The organism is Streptomyces kronopolitis, from assembly GCF_014646275.1.
GTDB lineage: Bacteria > Actinomycetota > Actinomycetes > Streptomycetales > Streptomycetaceae > Streptomyces > Streptomyces kronopolitis.
In genome coordinates, this window is the sequence record NZ_BMND01000004.1 from 82,902 (window position 1) to 99,343 (window position 16,442).

A 16,442-nucleotide genomic window follows, 5' to 3' on the forward strand; every position below is an offset into this window, starting at 1 on the left:
CCGGGTCCCCGCCCCGCGCGCCCGCTGCGCGGTCACCGGCCGGTCAGCGGGGTTCGCGGCCGCTCAGGGAGCCGCGCTGCACCAGCCGGGAGATGTCCTTGCCGGTGGCGATGCCCACCAGCCGCCCGTCGTCCACGACGAGGATCCGGGCCCCGCTGCGCAGGCTGATCCGGTCGAGCGCCGCGCTCAGCGGCTCGTCCGGAGCGGCGACCGCGCACTGGGACAGCGGGATCGCCACCTCGCGCACCCGCACGCTCTCCCGGCTCGCCACCGGCAGGGACGCCAGCCGGCGCAGCTGCACGACGCCGCTGGGGCGGCCGTCGAAGTCGACCAGCGGCAGCGCGGAGTGCCGGGAGGGCACGGCGACCTCGTCGATGAAGCGCTGGACGGTCAGCCAGTCGGCGCCGGTCACCACCGGGCTGGACATCGCCTCGGCCACCGTGACCCCGCGCAGCGCGGCGTGCAGCGCGGCACGGCGCCGTTCCGCCCCGGCGACGACCATGATGAACAGGCCGACGAAGACGATCCACAGCCCGCCCGGCGCTCCCCGCAGGACGGCGATCCAGCCGGCGGCCACCAGCAGCAGCCCCATGATCTGCCCGCCCCGGGAGGCCACCACATCCGCGCGGTCCCGGTCCCCGGTGCGCCACCACAGCACGGCCTGCAGCACCCGCCCGCCGTCCAGCGGCACGGCCGGCAGCAGATTGAAGACGCCCAGGAACAGATTCGCCCAGCCCAGCCACGCCAGGACGACGGCGGGCACCGCCCAGCCGGACAGCCGGTGCAGCCCGAGGCCGGCGCCGAGCGCGACGCCGCCGATGACCAGGCTGGTCAGCGGGCCGCTGACGGCCACCGCGAAGGCCGCCGCCGCGGTCTTGGGCCGCCCCATCCGGGTGGTGCCGCCCAGCGCCCACAGCGTGACGTCCTCGACGGAGATCTTCTTGCGCAGCGCGATCGCGGCGTGCGCCGTCTCGTGCAGCAGCAGGCTGCCCATGAGCAGCGCGGCCCCGACGACCCCGGCCAGCGCGTAGACCGCGCCCGGGCGGCCCGGCGTCCAGACGGGCAGGCCCTGCCGGCCGAGCGCGTACGCGAACAGGCCGATCAGCAGCGGCACGCTCCAGTGCATGCGCAGCGGCACCCCGACCACACGTCCCACCCGGACCGAGCCGTTCATGCTCGTCTCCTGCCCGCCCGGCGCCCGGCCGCCACCCGGGCAGGCCTCTTCGGCCCGCGCTCCGGAAGCGGTCGCCCGGCCTCACCTCACCATTGTCGCGCGCGGAACCTACGCTGGAGAGACGGAAGCACGGCCGGCCGCACGGACGGCGACCCCGTCCGGCGGGCAGAGCACCCGGGAGGTGCGTCATGGGTCAGAGCCACCACTTCCACCTGGACCAGGGTGATCACTCGATCACCGTGAACGTGGGGCCCGGCCGGGCCGGGGAGGTCGAGCTCCTGGTGGACGGCAAGGTGGTCGCCTACCAGAAGGAGCACAGCGCCGGGATGAACGTGCTGACCGGTGAGCTGCCCGAGGAGCCCGTCCACCCCTTCCGGGTCCTGCTGCGCCAGCCGCATCTGGTGCCCTCCATGCCCCGGTGCACGCTGGAGCTGGACGGCGTCGAGCAGCCCATGCCGGAGCGGCTCGTCATCTGAGCCCCCGCAGCCCTCGCCCGCCTGCTTCCGGCCGTCCGCGGCCCTCGCCCGCCTGCCTCCGCGCCGCCCGCCTCCGTGCCGCCCGGCCCGTGCCCGCTCCGCGCGCAAAAGGCGGCATGGCGCGTTGGGCCACCTGGCTGATTGTGGCCGCCGAGCGTTTCGCTCCTGGCGGGTTGAACGACGGTGCGGGTGCGCAACGGCAGGACGATACGTCTGGCATCGGACGGACGCGGAGGCGAGGAGCGACGTGAGAAGAATTGCGCAGGCAGGGAGCATCGTCGGGGCATGCGGACTGGTGATGCTCGGTGGCGGGGTCGCCCAGGCCGTGACCGTTCCGGGTGATTCGCTGCTGTCGGCGGTGGCGGGTGCCGACGTCGGCACCGTGGCCGGCATGGTCTCCGGAGTGATCTGCAACAACCGCCTCGCCGACTTCAACTACAAGTCCCCGGTGGTCAGATCGCCGCACCCGTGCGTCAACGGGCCGGTACACAGCGGCAACAGCCTGCACAGCGGCAACTTCATCAACCACGGGAATCCCAACAACAGCGGCAATCTGCACAACACCAACGGGTCCACCAACAGCGGCGACACCGTCACGGGCGCGTCGAAGGACAGCGGCAACAACCTCCAGCGCATCCTGCGCCTGCCCTGACCGGAACGGGCCCCGGCCCGGGGCCCGTTCGCTCCCCGACCCCTTCCCCGATCGCCCGGCGGCCCCCGCCGGGCGATCGCCGTGTGCGGCCCCGCCTCCCGCACAGCGCTCTGCCTCCCCCGCAGCGCCCGGCCCCCGGCCCCCGCCGGTGACGACTCCCGCCGGGAACGACTCCGGCCCCGGAGCGGTCCGGGGCCGGAGGGTGTGGCGGGTCAGCGGCGGATCACAGGCGCTGCTTGCCGCCGTGGCCGATGTGCTGCTGGTTGTTGCTGGTCTTGTTCTCGGCCCCGGTCGTGCCGCCGGCGTCGTCGTTGGTGTTGCCGTTGACGTTGGTCGGGCTACCGCTGTTGCTGTTGTTGCCCGACATGTGGACGTTCTGCGAGTTCTGGACGTTTCCGCTGTTCAGCGGCCCGTTGATGCAGATCCGGGCGCGGCGCGTGCAGTTGAATCCGGCGTGGAAGCTGGCCACGGTGTCGCTGTTCCACACGCCGCCCCCGTCATCGAACGGCCCGTCCCAGGCCTGGGCGGGTGAGGCCCCGCCGACGGCCAGGAGCAGACCGCACGCTCCCGCAAACACCACATTGACCCGTGCCATGTTCTTCACTGTGTGCTCCTGCACCTCGCGGTTGGTACCCCGCGGTCTTGCTACCGGCCCTTCCCCCATCCGCCAAGCGTGTGCAACGGCCCGTCCCGCGCATTCACCCTGACCGATCACCGGATTCACCGTGACGGCCCCCTGCGACGGCACACCAACGGCCGCCAAGCTGCGCCGTCCGGGGCGTGCCGGACGGCGCGAGCCGGGCGAGCCGGGCGGGACGGTCAGGACGCTTCTCAGGACCGCAGCCGCAGCCGCTGGCCCGGGCGGATGTGGTCCGGGCCCCGGTCGAGCCTGTCCTTGTTCAGGTCGTACAGGGCCTTGGTGCCGCCCGGGACACGGGCGTGCGCGGCGACGGCGGAGAGGCAGTCGCCGCGGCGCACCACATGGGTGCGGGCGGCGGCGGACCGCAGCGCGCGGGTGGAGGGGCGCTGGCCCGTGGCCGGGGCGGCCGCGGCGGTCTCCTGGTCGGCGGGGGCGGTGCGGTCGCTCGCCGCGGTCACCCGGGCGCAGTTCGGCCAGGCCGACAGGCCGCGGTCGCGGACGATGCGCTCACCGACGGCGATCTGCTGGGCGCGGCTGGCGAGGTCGGCACGCGGGGCGAAGCGGTCGCCGCCGTACGCGCGCCAGGTCGCGAGGTCGATCTGGAGGCCGCCGTGGTAGCCGTTTCCGGTGTTGATGTGCCAGCGGCCGCTGCTCTCGCAGGCGGCGATGCGCTCCCAGTCGGGGCCCGGTGGGCCGGCGGGCGCGGCGGACACGGCGGCGCCCCGGCCGGCGAGGCCGAGGACTCCCAGCATGACCAGCAGCACGGACAGCAGCGTTTCGACGGACCGTTTGGCTAGGTGCGACGGCATGGCGGTTTCCTCCGCTGTGCTCCGGCAACGCCGTGGCGGAGTGCTCGCCACGACCGGTGGGCACGCACCAACTAACCCGGCAATATGGTTTTTGGCGTGCTTGCGGAGCGCGACATGCGGGGGTTTCACCCGGGTGGGCGCGCGACAGCCACCGGCGGACCGGGACGGCACACGGCGGCCGCGGACGGCGGCCGCGCGCGGGCAGGAGCGACCGGAAGAGCCTCGTACGGGGCGCGCGGCGGTGCGGTGTGCGGCGGGGAGCCACGTACCGCGACGGCGCCGACCGAGCCCTCGAACGGGATCGCGGCGGGATACGCCGAGGCACTACGCGCCCGGCGGGAGTCCGCACGGCCCCGCGCGGTCATGCCGTCGACCACTTCCCGCTCGCCACCCACGGAAATTCCGCTACGCAGGCGCTGCGTGCGGTTTCTCGGGCTGGAGCCGGGAGGGTCCGGGACCGGTGCCCCGTGGGGGCTGGGCCGTTGAACTCCGGTTGTGGTACGGGTTGTTCAGGTCTGTGCGTGGACCGGCTGTTCCGGTGGGTTCGGCCTCTGCGGATGTTTCACGTGGAACACGTCTGCGACGGCTCCCGCGTCGGCACCCAAGTCCATTTCCGCGTTCGTGCCTGTGTCTGTGCCAGGCCTGCCTCTACGTCAGTTCTGCTTCACTGTCCGGGTCTGCGTCTACCTCAGTTCTGCCTCTGTATCCGCGTAAGTTCCCTCATCTGCGTGGGTGTCGGTCGGGCTGCTGGTCCGTCGTGCGGCCCCGCTACGGGAGCGCGCCTCGGGATCCGCTGCCGGACCGGCCGGTGGGTCTCCGCTCCGGAACTGCTCCGGGGGTGCCCACCGGTGTGCGTGCGGTGGATCGTGCCGGTGACCGCTCTCCTCGGCGCGGATCTGTCACGCGCCTGGTCCGTCTCCGGTCCGTCCCTCGTCGGGACCGACCGAGCCGTCACCATCATCGGAGCCGTCAAACCGAACTGCCGAACCGTCGAATCGTCGAATCGTCGAATCGTCGAATCGTCGGAAATCCGAGGTCAGATGACACCGGCGGTGTGCGCGCGATTGCGGGCCGCCGGGATGACCGCGCCGCGTGCGTCGGCGTGGGCATCGGTGCGGACGTCGGCGCGGGCATCGGCAGGCGCGGCGGCGGCCGGTTCGGCGGTGGCCGGGGCGGCCTCGTCCTGGTCGGCGCAGGCGTCGTCACTGGTCAGCGGATCGGCCGTGTAGCTGCGTCGGCTGCGCATGCCGGGTGAGGTGCCGTGCGCCTCGGCGAGGATGCGCTGCTTGATCGTCGGCGGCAGCTCGGGCCGCGGGAACCTGCGCCGCCCCGATCCGGCCTGGCCGTACAGCGGTACGCCGCGCGGCGCGGGCACGGAGGGCGACCCCGCTCCCGGCCGGTCCGACGCGCCGCGGCCCACCGCCTCGGGAACTCCGGTGCCCGGGGCCTCGCCGCCCGCGCTCTCCTTGCCCGGCGTCCGCTCGTACAGTGCGGCGTCCCGGCGCGCCGCCGAGGCGGTCGCGGAGACACCCAGTGATGCCAGCAGCCTGCCGAGCACGGCAAGGCACACCGCCCAGAACTTCATGACCTTGGTCGCAGCCATGGCCCCTCACTTTCGGTGGAGGACCTCTCCCCGAGAGATCCGTTGCGTCTACTTCCTTCGTGCCGGTGGTGCGGCGCTCCAGTCGCTCCGCTTCCGGGGGTGCACCGCTCGGATGGCGTCGCTTCTGTTGCGTTTTCTTATGATGAGTACGCAATGGGAGGATTCACGGACCGACGCCCCCGGATCGGCGTTCTTCCGATGAACACCACCCGTACGCAGTAGCCGCGGCCGTCCAGGGGCGGGGGATCGCAGGTCGCGGGCCCGGCACGGACGGGTCGTCCGCCTCGCCGCGGCGCCGGGCGGGGTGCCGGCGGGTGCGCCGGACGGGAACCTGGGTTATGGCCGGACGCGGGCCGGATCCGGGCCAGGAGCGAGGCGGGGCCGGGCTCAGGCCGGTGTCAGCTCGCCCGTGCGCGCCATCTGCGCCATCATGCGCACGCCCGTCGGCTCGGGGATGCCGGGCGGGATGATCAGCAGGTCCCAGCGGCCCCGGCCCATCGAGACCAGGCAGACGGTGTCCGGCCCGGGGCGGCCGGCGGTCCGGCGCAGGCGCACCACATGCCCCTCGACGAGGATGTGGGACGGGAGCGCGGGCCAGGCCTTGCCGTTCACGGTGGCGTGGGTGATCCGCGGCCAGTCGAAGGGCAACGCGGTCAGCATCTCGGGGAGTTCGGCCAGGAGGTCGGCCGAGTGCGGCCACCAGACGCCGTCGATGCGCCGCGCCGTGCCGGTGTGCGGGGCGAAGGTCAGGCGGGCGACGGGCGGGGGCGCGTGGTGCCGGTGCGGGTCGGTGTGCGGGTGGTCCTTGGCGACGGCGGTCATGCGGTGCTCCCGATGCGGCGGGCCGCCACCCGCGCCGGGTCCGGCCAGTGCACGTCCCGGACCCAGCCGAGGCGTTCGAAGAGCCGGATGACGGCGGCGGACACATCGACCTGCCCGCGGTCGACGCCGTGCCGGGCGCAGGTCGGGTCGGCGTGGTGCAGGTTGTGCCAGCTCTCGCCGAACGACAGCAGGGCCAGCGGCCACAGATTGGTCGCCCGGTCGTGGCGGCGGGTGCGGAAGGGCCGCTCACCGATGAGATGGCAGAGCGAATTGACGCTCCAGGTCACATGGTGCAGCAGCGCGATCCGGATGAACCCCGCCCACAGCAGCGCGGTGAGCGCGGTGACCCAGGAGCCGCCCAGCGCCCAGCCGAGCGCGAAGGGCAGCCCCAGGGTGAGCAGGCACAGCACGGGGAACGCCCGGTCCACCGCCCGGATGCCGGGGTCGGCGAGCAGATCGGGCGCGTAGCGGCGGTGCGAGGTGGGGTCGTCGCCGAACAGCCAGCCGATGTGCGAGTGCACCAGTCCGCGCAGCTGACCGCGCAGGCCGGTGCCGTAGCGGTAGGGGGAGTGCGGATCGCCGGGGCGGTCGGTGAAGGCGTGGTGGCGGCGGTGGGTGGCGACCCAGTCGATGACATCGCCCTGGAAGCTGAGCGAGCCGGCCACGGCCAGGGCGATCCGCAGCACGGGGGTGGCGGTGTAGCTGCCGTGGGTCAGGCCGCGGTGGAAGCCGATGGTGACGCCCAGACCGCTGATGACGTAGAAGACCACGAGCAGTACGAGGTCGGTGAGGTGCACGGCGCTGCCCCACAGCAGGGGGATCGCGACGGCCAGTCCGACGAAGGGGGCGACGACGATGATGGCGGTGATCGTGACGTACATCCTGCGGCCACTCGTCGGCGGGGACGGGGCGCCGCGGTCGGGGAACGGCGAGGTCCCGTCGTAGTCCCCCGCCGGCGGGACGTCGCGGGCCGCGGAGGTCACAGGTCGCTTCCCGCCTTGCCGGAGGGTGGCGGCGGTCCGGCCACGTGCGGTCCGCTCCCGGCGGCCTCGGCCTGCTGCCGCTTGCGCAGCCGCCGCGACTCCCTCCAGTCCGCGTACCGGTGGTGGGGCATCCGCCCGGTGTTCTGTGCGTTGAGCCGGGCCAGGAACAGCGCGCCCAGCGCGACCAGCGCCAGCAGCACGACCACGGTCCACAGCGTCTGCATGTGCTCACCTCACCGCATACCTCGGTCACCCTCGGCATTCCTCGGTGTTCCGGTGCTTTCACGGTACCCCGAGTGGGCCAGGTACATCCCCATATGGGGGACTACGTGCTGCTCTGTGCGGTTATCGCGGGGTAAGGGCCCGCCTCCCGGCCGGTCCGGATGCGCCCGCCCGTGCGCCGGCGGGGAGCGCCGGCGGCGGGCTCCGGGGCGGGCGGCCGCCCCGTCCGGAGGCCGTCGCTCAGTAGGATGCTGCGGCGTCCCGGCCCGCGGGGCGCCCGGCGTGACGGGAGGCGACGGCATGGGCGGGAAGCCCTTCGGGAGGCCGCCGGGCGGCGCGGGGAAGCCCGGCCGGGCCGCGCCGGAAGCGCAGGAGTGCGGCGCCGGCGGGCCGGAGCACACCCGCCGCCGCGGGCAGGGCCAGCTGGAGGCCCAGGTGCTGGCCGCGCTGCACCGCGCGCCGGGGCCGGCCGGCGCCGGCTGGGTCCGCGAACGGCTCGGCGGCGACCTCGCCTACACGACCGTGATGACGATCCTGTCCCGGCTGCACGCCAAGCAGGCCGTCACCCGCGAGCGGTCCGGCCGCGCCTACCTCTGGAGCCCGGCGGCCGACGAGGCCGGGCTCGCCGCCCTGCGGATGCGCCGCGTCCTGGACGGCGAACCGGACCGGGACGCCGTCCTGACCAGCTTTGTCTCCGCGCTCTCCGCCCAGGACGAGCAGCTGCTGCGCGCCCTGCTGGACCGCGCCGCGGACGAGGACTCCGGCACGGACGAAGCGCGCGGAGGCTGACCGGTGGGCGTCTTCGTGTTCCTGCCGCTCGTCCTGCCGCTCACCGCCCTGCCGATCGCCCGGCTCGCCGAGCAGCACCTCCATCCGCGGGCCACCACCCGGCTGCTGACCCTGCTCGCCGCGGTCCTCGGGCTGTGCAGCACGCTCTGCCTGGGGCTGCTGGTGGTGGTCGGCACCGCCCAGCTGCCCGGCAACCCGCTGCCCGACGGCTGGTCGGACCCGGAGGTGCGGGCCGCGGTCCCGTTCGCCGAGGTCGCCGGCGCCGCCGCGATCCCGCTGCTGGCCGCGGCGCTCACGGTGGGCGCCACCACGCTGCGCCGGCACCACCGCATCCGGGCCCGCACCCACCGCGCGCTGGACGCGCTGCCGGCCGGCACCGACCCCGCGGTGCTGCCGGACGACGCCCCCTACGCCTACGCCGTGCCCGCCGCCCCCGCCCGGCCCGGACGGCCCGCCAGGCCCGGCCGGATAGCGGTCTCCCGCGGGATGCTGGAGCGCCTGGACGAGGACGAGGTCCGCGCGCTGTTCGCCCATGAGCACGCGCACCTGACCTGCCGTCACCACCGGTCGCTGCTCGCCGTGCGGCTGGCCGGCTGCGTCAACCCGCTGCTGCTGCCGCTGCGTTCGGCCGTCGCGTTCGCCACCGAGCGCTGGGCCGACGAGGAGGCGGCGCGGGTGGTGGGCGACCGGCGGCTGACCGCCCGGGCGGTGGGCCGGGCGGCGCTGATCCAGCGGTCCGCGGCGCCGGTGGAGCTGGCGCACTTCGCCGGGCCCGAACCGGGGCCGGTACCGCGGCGGGTGGCGGCGCTGCTCGGGCCCGTACCGCCGGCCCGCCCGTGGCCGCCGGCGCTGACCCCGGCGGGTCTGGCGGCCCTGGTCGCCGCGGCGGGCACCGCCGCCTCCGCGCTCTGCGCGCTCAACGCGGCCGTCGCGCTGTTCGTCGTTCTGAAGGCGGCCACGCCGCTCTGAGTGCACACTGACCCATGACCCGTACCGGGCGGCTCCCGCGCGGTGCGCCGTGCGCCACCCCACGACCGGCTCCTTCTACACGACTGTAGAACTTCCCGGTACAGTGGCGCGCACTGCGCAACAGGCGCTTCCGGAGGGGGAGATGGCAACGAGGTGCGGACTCCTGACCTGGGACTGCCCGCCCCCAGAGGCGGAGGTGCGATGGGTCTATCAGCCGGTGGAGGTCCAATACCCGGACGGCGGATGGACGTTGGGCCGGATCAATGCCTGGTGGACGGACGGGGCGGGCGAGTTGTGGTGCCGGCTGCGGACGCTGCCCGGCGGCGCGTGCCCGCAGTGGCTGCGTTACGACCCAGAGTCGATCCTGCTGCTGCCCAGCACCGGTCTGTGACCCACTCCCCCCGGCCGGCCCGCCCGGCCACCGCGAGCGCCCCCTCCCCCGTACGGCATCACCCGCATCGACAGCATCAGAAGGACCAGAAGGGCCACCGGCGTGCATGACAGGCAGAGGCACCAGCAGACGGCCCGGCGGGGCACCGGTGGCGCCACCGGCACGCCCCCTGCCGCCGGTGACGGCTCCCGCGGCCCCGGCGGCGCCCGCGGGGGCGGCGCCTCCGGGCGCCGCAGGTCCGCCGACCCGGCCGGCGGCTCCGGCGGCCGGTCCGCCGGCGGCTCCCGGAAGGCGGGCCGGCCGGACAAGGTGCGGATGACCCGCCGCGGCCGGATCGTCGCCTGGACCGGCGGCACGCTCGGTGTGCTGCTGCTCTGCACGGCCGGCGTCGGGGCCTGGGTCTACCAGCACCTGGACGGCAACATCCACGGCGCGGACATCGGCGTGGACGGCGCCCGGCCGGTCAACCTCAGCCCCGGCTCCAAGAACATCCTGGTCGTCGGCTCCGACAGCCGGGCCGGCGCCAACGCCAAGTACGGCAAGGGCCTGACCACCATGCAGTCGGACACGCTGATGGTGGTGCACATCGCCGCCAATCGGAAGTGGGCCACCGCGGTGTCCTTCCCCCGGGACTCCTGGGTGCAGATCCCCGCCTGCACCCGCGGCAACGGCTCCCAGTCCACCCCGCACCACTTCAAGATCAACGAAGCGTTCTCGATCGGCGGGGACTCCGGCGACATCGGCAAGGCCGCGGCCTGCACGATCAAGACCGTCGAGAAGAACACCGGGCTGCGCATCGACCACTTCACCTCGGTCGACTTCCAGGGCTTCAAGGGCATGGTCAACGCCCTGGGCGGCATAGAGGTCTGCCCCAAGCACGCCATCCACGACAAGAAGGCCCACCTGGACCTGGACGCCGGCTGCCAGAACGTCCAGGACGAGAAGGCCCTCGGCTACGTCCGCACCCGCTACAGCGTCGGCGACGGCTCCGACCTCGGCCGGATCGGCCGCCAGCAGGAGTTCATGAAGGCCCTGGGCGCCAAGGCGCAGGCCAAGCTCACCAGCCCCGGCGAGCTCTACGACTTCCTGGACTCGGCCACCAAGTCCCTGACCACCGACAAGGACCTGGCCGGACTCAAGCCGCTCTACGACCTGGCCGCGACCGTCAAGGACATCCCCGCCGACCGGCTCACCTTCGTGACCGTCCCCAACTACTACCGCGAGTCCGACGTCCCCACCGACAAGGCCAACGTCGTCTGGCAATACCCCCAGGCCGCCCAGCTGTTCAGCGACATCGCCCACGACCGGGAACTCGGCGCCGCGGGCAAGAAGAAGCTGGCCGAGGCCGCCAAGAACCCGGTGACCGCGCACGCCGTGCGGGTCCGCGTGCTCAACGGCACCGGCGTCCCCGGCCGGGCCGCCTCCGCCGCAGAGCAGCTCCGCAGGCTCGGCTTCACCGTCATCGCCACCGGCAACGGCCCCTCCACGGACCGCACCACCGTCACCTACCCGGCCGCGCTCAAGACCCAGAGCGAGGTGCTCGCCGCCCGGCTCGGGGGGACGAAGGCCACGGAGTCGGCCGGCGCGGCGGCGGGCGCGGTGACGCTGACGATCGGGCCGGACTTCCGGGCACAGGGGTAGCGGGTGTCCGGCGGGCCCCGGCCGCGGTCAGGGTCCGGCGGGCACCGCAGTGGGCGGCGCGCCGTGCGTCAGACGCGCAGCCGCTCCACCGGGCGGGCCGTGTGCATCTCGATGTCGTGCGCGGCCCGCTGGATCAGCTGATGGCTGAGGTCGGACATCGCCCGGGCCACGGCCAGCTCGTCCCCGATGTCCGGGACGTTCTCGTCGGCGGGGTTGCAGCGGGCCGTCCCCTGGCCGACCAGCTGCCCGCCGTCCTTGCCCCGCAGCCTGGCCTCGGCCCTGACCTCGCTGTCGACCTCGACGATGCTGATCTCGGTGTTCCATGTCTTCGTGGCGGTCACCGGAAGCCTCCTCGTACGCGCCCCGAGCAGCACATATAACGCCCCCACCCACAAATCCTCGCACCGGCCCGGACCGGCCGCACCTGGGGCGATCCCGCCCCCGATCAGGGGGTTTTCCCCATGGTGGGGCCGTCTCGCACCGCCCTAGTCTCACCTCGGCGGGCGCCCGGCGGACCACGGCGGCCCGCCGGACCGACCATCGATCGTCTCCGGGGGACCTCATGCACCAGCGGACTCGCTTCCTCGCCGTCGTCGCGGCGGCCGGCATCGGGATGTGCGGCCTCAGCGCCTGCGACCTGGTGACCGGCACGACCTTCCGGGACGACGCCGAGATCTCAAGGAAGATCACCGCCATCCGGCTGGACAACACCTCGGGCGGCCTCACGGTCCACGGCGGAAAGCGCGGCGGCGCGGTCTCGGTGCACCGCTCCGTGTCGTACTACGGCCACCGGCCCGGGCACGCCACCCACCGGATCGAGGACGGGGTGCTGGTGCTCGGCGGCTGCGGCGAGCAGTGCTCGGTGGACTACACCGTCGAGGTACCGGCGGGCCTCCCGGTGAGCGGCGAGACCTCGGACGGCTCGCTGAAGCTGTCCGGGGTGGGCGCGGTGCGGGTGACCACCAGCTCCGGGGCCATCGACCTGGCCGGCGTCACCGGCACCGTCGACGCCACCACCTCCGACGGCGCGATCACCGGACGCGGGCTGTCCGGCCGGCGGATCGCGGCCGAGACCTCCAACGGGGAGATCGACCTCACCCCGGCCACCGCCCAGAGCATCCGGGCGAAGACCTCCAACGGCAGCATCACGGTGACGGTGCCCAGGGCCCGCTACCGCGTGTCGGCCGAGACGAGCAACGGCGACAAGCGGCTCGGTGTCGGCCAGGACCCGGCGGCGCGCTACCGCCTGGACCTGTCCACCAGCAACGGGGACATCACCGCGAAGTCCGCCTGACGCCAAGGCTGTTGAGCCGCCCGGGACGTGGAGTCGCCCCGGCCCCCCGGCCGGGGCGGCCCCGCGCCCGGATCAGTCCGCGCCCGGGTCAGTCCTCGCCCTCCAGCTCGCCCTCGGTCTCCAGGAACGCCTCCCGCAGCGCCGCCAGCGTCTCGGCGTCCGGCTTCTCCCACATGCCGCGGGACTCGGCCTCCAGGAGGCGTTCGGCGATGCCGTGCAGGGCCCAGGGGTTGGCCTCCTGGAGGAAGGCGCGGTTCTCCGGGTCCAGGACGTAGGCCTGGGCGAGCTTGTCGTACATCCAGTCGGCGACCACGCCCGTGGTGGCGTCGTAGCCGAACAAGTAGTCCACGGTGGCGGCGAGTTCGAAGGCGCCCTTGTAGCCGTGGCGGCGCATCGCCTCGATCCAGCGGGGGTTGACCACCCGGGCGCGGAAGACCCGGGAGGTCTCCTCGACCAGGGTGCGGGTGCGGACCGTCTCGGGCCGGGTCGAGTCGCCGATGTAGGCCTCGGGCGCCTTGCCCTTGAGCGCCTTGACGGTGGCGACCATCCCGCCGTGGTACTGGAAGTAGTCGTCGGAGTCCGCGATGTCGTGCTCGCGGGTGTCGGTGTTCTTGGCGGCGACCGCGATGCGCTTGTAGGCGGTCTCCATCTCCTCCCGGGCCGGGCGCCCCTCCAGGCCCCGGCCGTAGGCGTAGCCGCCCCAGACGGTGTAGACCTCGGCGAGGTCGGCGTCGGTGCGCCAGTCGCGGGAGTCGATCAGCTGGAGCAGGCCCGCGCCGTAGGTCCCCGGGCGGGAGCCGAAGATGCGGGTGGTGGCGCGCCGCTCGTCGCCGTGCGCGGCCAGGTCGGCCTGGGCGTGGGCGCGCACGAAATTGGACTCCGCGGGCTCGTCCAGCCCGGCGACCAGCCGCACCGCGTCGTCGAGCAGGCCGATGACGTGCGGGAAGGCGTCGCGGAAGAAGCCCGAGATGCGCAGCGTGACATCGACGCGGGGGCGGTCCAGCTCGGCGAGCGGGATCGGCTCCAGGCCGTTGACCCGGCGCGAGGCGTCGTCCCAGACGGGGCGGACGCCCAGCAGCGCGAGGGCCTCGGCCACGTCGTCGCCGCTGGTGCGCATCGCGCTGGTGCCCCACAGCGACAGCCCGACCGACTGCGGCCAGTCGCCGTTGTCGTCGCGGTAGCGCGCCAGCAGGGAGTCGGCGAGGGCCTGGCCGGTCTCCCAGGCGAGGCGGGAGGGGACGGCCTTGGGGTCGACGGAGTAGAAGTTGCGGCCCGTCGGCAGCACGTTGACCAGGCCGCGCAGCGGGGAGCCGGAGGGGCCGGCCGGCACGAACCCGCCGTTCAGCGCGTGCACCGCGTGGTCGATCTCGTCGGTGGTGGCGGCCAGGCGCGGCACGACCTGGCGGGCGGCGAAGTCGAGGATGTCGGCGACCGCGGACGGGTGGCCCGCGGCGATGCCGGCCACCGCCGCCGGGTCCCAGTCCGCGTCCTCCATCGCCTGCACCAGCGCGCGGGCCGTGGCCTCGGCCTCGTCGGCGCTCGTGCGGGTCGCGGCGGACTCGTCCAGCCCGAGCGCCTCGCGCAGGCCGGGCAGCGCGGACTTGCCGCCCCAGATCTGCCGGGCGCGCAGGATCGACAGCACGAGGTTGACGCGCGCCTCGCCAATCGGCGCGCCGCCCAGGACGTGCAGCCCGTCGCGGATCTGGGCGTCCTTGACCTCGCACAGCCAGCCGTCGACGTGCAGCAGGAAGTCGTCGAAGCCGTCGTCGTCCGGGCGGGCCTCCAGGCCCAGGTCGTGGTCGAGCTTGGCGGCCTGGATCAGCGTCCAGATCTGGGCGCGGATCGCGGGCAGCTTGGCCGGGTCCATCGCGGAGATCGCCGCGTACTCGTCGAGCAGCTGCTCCAGGCGCGCGATGTCGCCGTAGGACTCGGCGCGCGCCATCGGCGGGACGAGGTGGTCGACGAGGGTGGCGTGCACCCGGCGCTTGGCCTGGGTGCCCTCGCCGGGGTCGTTGACCAGGAAGGGGTAGATCAGCGGGAGGTCGCCGAGGGCGGCGTCCGGGCCGCAGGCGGCGGACAGGCCGGCGTTCTTGCCGGGCAGCCACTCCAGGTTGCCGTGCTTGCCCAGGTGGACCATGGCGTCCGCGCCGAAGCCGCCGTCGTCCGCGGAGGCGGCGATCCAGCGGTAGGCGGCCAAGTAGTGGTGCGAGGGCGGCAGATCGGGGTCGTGGTAGATCGCGATCGGGTTCTCGCCGAAGCCGCGCGGCGGCTGGATGAGGATCAGCAGATTGCCGCGGCGCAGGGCGGCCAGCACGATGTCGCCCTCGGGGTTGCGGCTGCGGTCGACGAACATCTCGCCGGGCGGCGGGCCCCAGTGCTCCTCGACGGAGTCGCGCAGCTCCTGCGGGAGGGTGGCGTACCAGCGCCGGTAGTCGGCGGCGGGGATGCGGACCGGGTTGCGGGCGAGCTGCTCCTCGGTGAGCCACTCCTGGTCGTGGCCGCCGGCCTCGATCAGGGCGTAGATCAGCTCGTCGCCGTCGCCGGACTCCAGGCCGGGCACCTCCTCGGTGCCGAAGTCGTAGCCGTCCGCCCGCAGCCGGCGCAGCAGGGCGACGGCGCTGGCCGGGGTGTCCAGGCCGACCGCGTTGCCGATCCGGGAGTGCTTGGTCGGGTAGGCGGACAGCACCAGCGCGAGGCGCTTCTCGGCGGCCGGGATGTGCCGCAGCCGGGCATGGCGGACGGCGATCCCGGCGACCCGGGCGGCGCGCTCGGGGTCGGCGGCGTACACCGGCAGACCGTCCTCGTCGACCTCCTTGAAGGAGAACGGGACGGTGATCAGCCGGCCGTCGAACTCGGGGACGGCGATCTGCGAGGCGGCGTCCAGCGGGGAGAGGCCCTCGTCGTTCTCCTCCCAGGCGCTGCGCGGCCCGGTCAGGCACAGGGCCTGGAGGATCGGCACGTCGAGCGCGGCCAGCGCCCCGGCGTCCCAGGCCTCGTCGTCGCCGCCGGCCGAGGCCTCGGCGGGCTTGCTGCCGCCGGCCGCGAGGACCGTGGTGACCAGCGCGTCGGCGGCCCCCAGGGCCTCGATCAGCTCCGGCTCGGGGGCGCGCAGGGAGGCGACGAAGAGCGGCCGGGCCCGGCCGCCCGCGGCCTCGATCTGCTCGCAGAGGGTCCGCACGAAGCCGGTGTTGCCGCTCATGTGGTGGGCGCGGTAGTAGAGCACCGCGATCAGCGGGCCGCTGTCGTTGCGCCCCTCCCAGTCCAGCGGGCCCCAGGACGGGGCGGGCGCCGGCGGCTCGAAGCCGTGGCCGGTCAGCAGCACCGTGTCGAAGAGGAAGCGGGCGAGCTGGTCGAGGTTGGCGGGGCCGCCGTGCGCGAGGTAGGCGTGCGCCTCGGCCGCGATGCCGACCGGGACCGTGGACTGCTCCATGAGCTGGGCGTCGGGGGCCTGTTCACCGGTGAGCACGACGACGGGGCGGTGCTGGTCCTCGGCGAGCAGCAGGTCCAGGCCCTCCTGCCAGGCGCGGATGCCGCCCAGGAGGCGCACGACGACCAGGTCCACGCCCTCCAGCAGGGCCGGCAGCTCGGCGACGTCGAGGCGGGCGGGGTTGGCGAGCCGGTACGGCACCGGGCCCGCGGCCGCGCGGGCGCTGAGCAGGTCGGTGTCGGAGGTCGACAGCAGCAGAAGCATGCGAGCGCAGGCCTTCCTCGGGGTGTCCGCGCCCCGGGTGGGTCGTAGGGACGGCGGGAGTTCCTGACTCACCCGGCGCCTGCCGGGTTCACAGTGGCGGGACCGCGCCGGATTCGCACCGGGCTTCCTCCCCGGGGTCGTACGACCCCACGCCGTCGCTGGCGTCGGCGGATCAGCCGACCCACCGACCTGAATGGTAAGGGCTGCGTCCGGGCGAGGTAAGCGGGCCTTCGCGGCGGCCGCCCCGGGGTGGCCGCGAGGGGGTCCGGGGCCGGTTCCGGCGCGC

At 74.2% G+C, this 16,442-nt stretch carries 16 protein-coding genes and 1 riboswitch; of the genes, 7 read left to right on the forward strand and 9 right to left on the reverse strand.

Annotated features, from left to right (window positions below; genetic code table 11):
• Positions 1–43: 43 nt before the first annotated feature.
• Positions 44–1,174, reverse strand: coding sequence for a site-2 protease family protein (locus IEY78_RS06520; protein WP_189096619.1), 1,131 nt, complete (start codon positions 1,172–1,174; stop codon positions 44–46).
• Positions 1,175–1,362: 188 nt separating this feature from the next.
• Here IEY78_RS06520 and IEY78_RS06525 point away from each other — a divergent pair, with 188 nt between their 5' ends.
• The gene (locus tag IEY78_RS06525) at positions 1,363–1,650 is read left to right on the forward strand and encodes a hypothetical protein (RefSeq protein ID WP_189096620.1); all 288 of its coding nucleotides are present in this window, start codon (positions 1,363–1,365) and stop codon (positions 1,648–1,650) included.
• A gap of 298 nt (positions 1,651–1,948) precedes the next feature.
• Positions 1,949–2,302 (forward strand): hypothetical protein, encoded by a 354-nt coding sequence (locus IEY78_RS06530; RefSeq protein ID WP_189096867.1) that lies wholly within the window; start codon positions 1,949–1,951, stop codon positions 2,300–2,302.
• Between the two features lie 223 nt (positions 2,303–2,525).
• On the opposite strand, the gene IEY78_RS06535 is transcribed toward IEY78_RS06530, so the two are convergent.
• The 6 genes from IEY78_RS06535 to IEY78_RS06560 all read right to left on the reverse strand — a co-directional run bounded on the left by IEY78_RS06535 (position 2,526) and on the right by IEY78_RS06560 (position 7,383).
• On the reverse strand, positions 2,526–2,906 hold the full coding sequence (locus IEY78_RS06535) for a hypothetical protein (RefSeq protein ID WP_189096868.1): 381 nt from the start codon (positions 2,904–2,906) through the stop codon (positions 2,526–2,528).
• Between the two features lie 227 nt (positions 2,907–3,133).
• Positions 3,134–3,751: a LysM peptidoglycan-binding domain-containing protein gene (locus IEY78_RS06540; protein WP_189096621.1), complete on the reverse strand. Its 618-nt coding sequence runs from the start codon at positions 3,749–3,751 to the stop codon at positions 3,134–3,136.
• A gap of 1,036 nt (positions 3,752–4,787) precedes the next feature.
• Entirely contained in the window at positions 4,788–5,354 is a 567-nt protein-coding gene (locus IEY78_RS06545; protein WP_189096622.1) for a DUF6344 domain-containing protein, read from the reverse strand.
• A 387-nt stretch (positions 5,355–5,741) separates the two neighbouring features.
• Positions 5,742–6,176 carry a DUF5994 family protein gene (locus tag IEY78_RS06550; RefSeq protein ID WP_189096623.1) on the reverse strand — a complete coding sequence of 145 codons (435 nt, stop codon included), beginning with the start codon at positions 6,174–6,176 and terminating at the stop codon, positions 5,742–5,744.
• The gene (locus IEY78_RS06555; RefSeq protein WP_189096624.1) at positions 6,173–7,159 is read right to left on the reverse strand and encodes an acyl-CoA desaturase; all 987 of its coding nucleotides are present in this window, start codon (positions 7,157–7,159) and stop codon (positions 6,173–6,175) included. The genes IEY78_RS06550 and IEY78_RS06555 overlap by 4 nt, the downstream gene beginning before the upstream one ends.
• Positions 7,156–7,383 carry a hypothetical protein gene (locus IEY78_RS06560; RefSeq protein ID WP_189096625.1) on the reverse strand — a complete coding sequence of 76 codons (228 nt, stop codon included), beginning with the start codon at positions 7,381–7,383 and terminating at the stop codon, positions 7,156–7,158. The genes IEY78_RS06555 and IEY78_RS06560 overlap by 4 nt, the downstream gene beginning before the upstream one ends.
• Positions 7,384–7,681: 298 nt before the next feature.
• Between IEY78_RS06560 and IEY78_RS06565 the strand changes: the two genes are divergently transcribed.
• The 4 genes from IEY78_RS06565 to IEY78_RS06580 all read left to right on the forward strand — a co-directional run bounded on the left by IEY78_RS06565 (position 7,682) and on the right by IEY78_RS06580 (position 11,171).
• On the forward strand, positions 7,682–8,170 hold the full coding sequence (locus IEY78_RS06565) for a BlaI/MecI/CopY family transcriptional regulator (RefSeq protein WP_189096626.1): 489 nt from the start codon (positions 7,682–7,684) through the stop codon (positions 8,168–8,170).
• 3 nt (positions 8,171–8,173) lie between these two features.
• Positions 8,174–9,139, forward strand: a complete 966-nt coding sequence (locus IEY78_RS06570) for a M56 family metallopeptidase (protein WP_189096627.1) — start codon at positions 8,174–8,176, stop codon at positions 9,137–9,139.
• Between the two features lie 142 nt (positions 9,140–9,281).
• Positions 9,282–9,530, forward strand: a complete 249-nt coding sequence (locus tag IEY78_RS06575; protein ID WP_229699745.1) for a hypothetical protein — start codon at positions 9,282–9,284, stop codon at positions 9,528–9,530.
• A gap of 315 nt (positions 9,531–9,845) precedes the next feature.
• The gene (locus IEY78_RS06580; RefSeq protein ID WP_189096869.1) at positions 9,846–11,171 is read left to right on the forward strand and encodes an LCP family protein; all 1,326 of its coding nucleotides are present in this window, start codon (positions 9,846–9,848) and stop codon (positions 11,169–11,171) included.
• A gap of 68 nt (positions 11,172–11,239) precedes the next feature.
• On the opposite strand, the gene IEY78_RS06585 is transcribed toward IEY78_RS06580, so the two are convergent.
• Positions 11,240–11,512: a DUF1876 domain-containing protein gene (locus IEY78_RS06585; RefSeq protein ID WP_189096628.1), complete on the reverse strand. Its 273-nt coding sequence runs from the start codon at positions 11,510–11,512 to the stop codon at positions 11,240–11,242.
• A 221-nt stretch (positions 11,513–11,733) separates the two neighbouring features.
• On the opposite strand from IEY78_RS06585, the gene IEY78_RS06590 reads away from it, so the two are divergent.
• The gene (locus IEY78_RS06590) at positions 11,734–12,465 is read left to right on the forward strand and encodes a DUF4097 family beta strand repeat-containing protein (protein WP_189096629.1); all 732 of its coding nucleotides are present in this window, start codon (positions 11,734–11,736) and stop codon (positions 12,463–12,465) included.
• A gap of 88 nt (positions 12,466–12,553) precedes the next feature.
• Here the strand turns inward: IEY78_RS06590 and cobN are convergent, their stop codons facing one another.
• On the reverse strand, positions 12,554–16,156 hold the full coding sequence (gene cobN / locus IEY78_RS06595; protein ID WP_189096630.1) for a cobaltochelatase subunit CobN: 3,603 nt from the start codon (positions 16,154–16,156) through the stop codon (positions 12,554–12,556).
• Between the two features lie 37 nt (positions 16,157–16,193).
• Positions 16,194–16,326, reverse strand: a riboswitch (cobalamin riboswitch).
• Positions 16,327–16,442 lie beyond the last annotated feature (116 nt).

Bases quoted from the DNA above. Each gene is read 5' to 3' on its own strand.
- IEY78_RS06520 (WP_189096619.1), bottom strand. From the start codon at position 1,174: ATGAACGGCTCGGTCCGGGTGGGACGTGTGGTCGGGGTGCCGCTGCGC.
- IEY78_RS06525 (WP_189096620.1), top strand. From the start codon at position 1,363: ATGGGTCAGAGCCACCACTTCCACCTGGACCAGGGTGATCACTCGATC.
- IEY78_RS06530 (WP_189096867.1), top strand. From the start codon at position 1,949: ATGCTCGGTGGCGGGGTCGCCCAGGCCGTGACCGTTCCGGGTGATTCG.
- IEY78_RS06540 (WP_189096621.1), bottom strand. From the start codon at position 3,751: ATGCCGTCGCACCTAGCCAAACGGTCCGTCGAAACGCTGCTGTCCGTG.
- IEY78_RS06545 (WP_189096622.1), bottom strand. From the start codon at position 5,354: ATGGCTGCGACCAAGGTCATGAAGTTCTGGGCGGTGTGCCTTGCCGTG.
- IEY78_RS06550 (WP_189096623.1), bottom strand. From the start codon at position 6,176: ATGACCGCCGTCGCCAAGGACCACCCGCACACCGACCCGCACCGGCAC.
- IEY78_RS06560 (WP_189096625.1), bottom strand. From the start codon at position 7,383: ATGCAGACGCTGTGGACCGTGGTCGTGCTGCTGGCGCTGGTCGCGCTG.
- IEY78_RS06565 (WP_189096626.1), top strand. From the start codon at position 7,682: ATGGGCGGGAAGCCCTTCGGGAGGCCGCCGGGCGGCGCGGGGAAGCCC.
- IEY78_RS06575 (WP_229699745.1), top strand. From the start codon at position 9,282: ATGGCAACGAGGTGCGGACTCCTGACCTGGGACTGCCCGCCCCCAGAG.
- IEY78_RS06580 (WP_189096869.1), top strand. From the start codon at position 9,846: ATGACCCGCCGCGGCCGGATCGTCGCCTGGACCGGCGGCACGCTCGGT.
- IEY78_RS06590 (WP_189096629.1), top strand. From the start codon at position 11,734: ATGCACCAGCGGACTCGCTTCCTCGCCGTCGTCGCGGCGGCCGGCATC.
- cobN (WP_189096630.1), bottom strand. From the start codon at position 16,156: ATGCTTCTGCTGCTGTCGACCTCCGACACCGACCTGCTCAGCGCCCGC.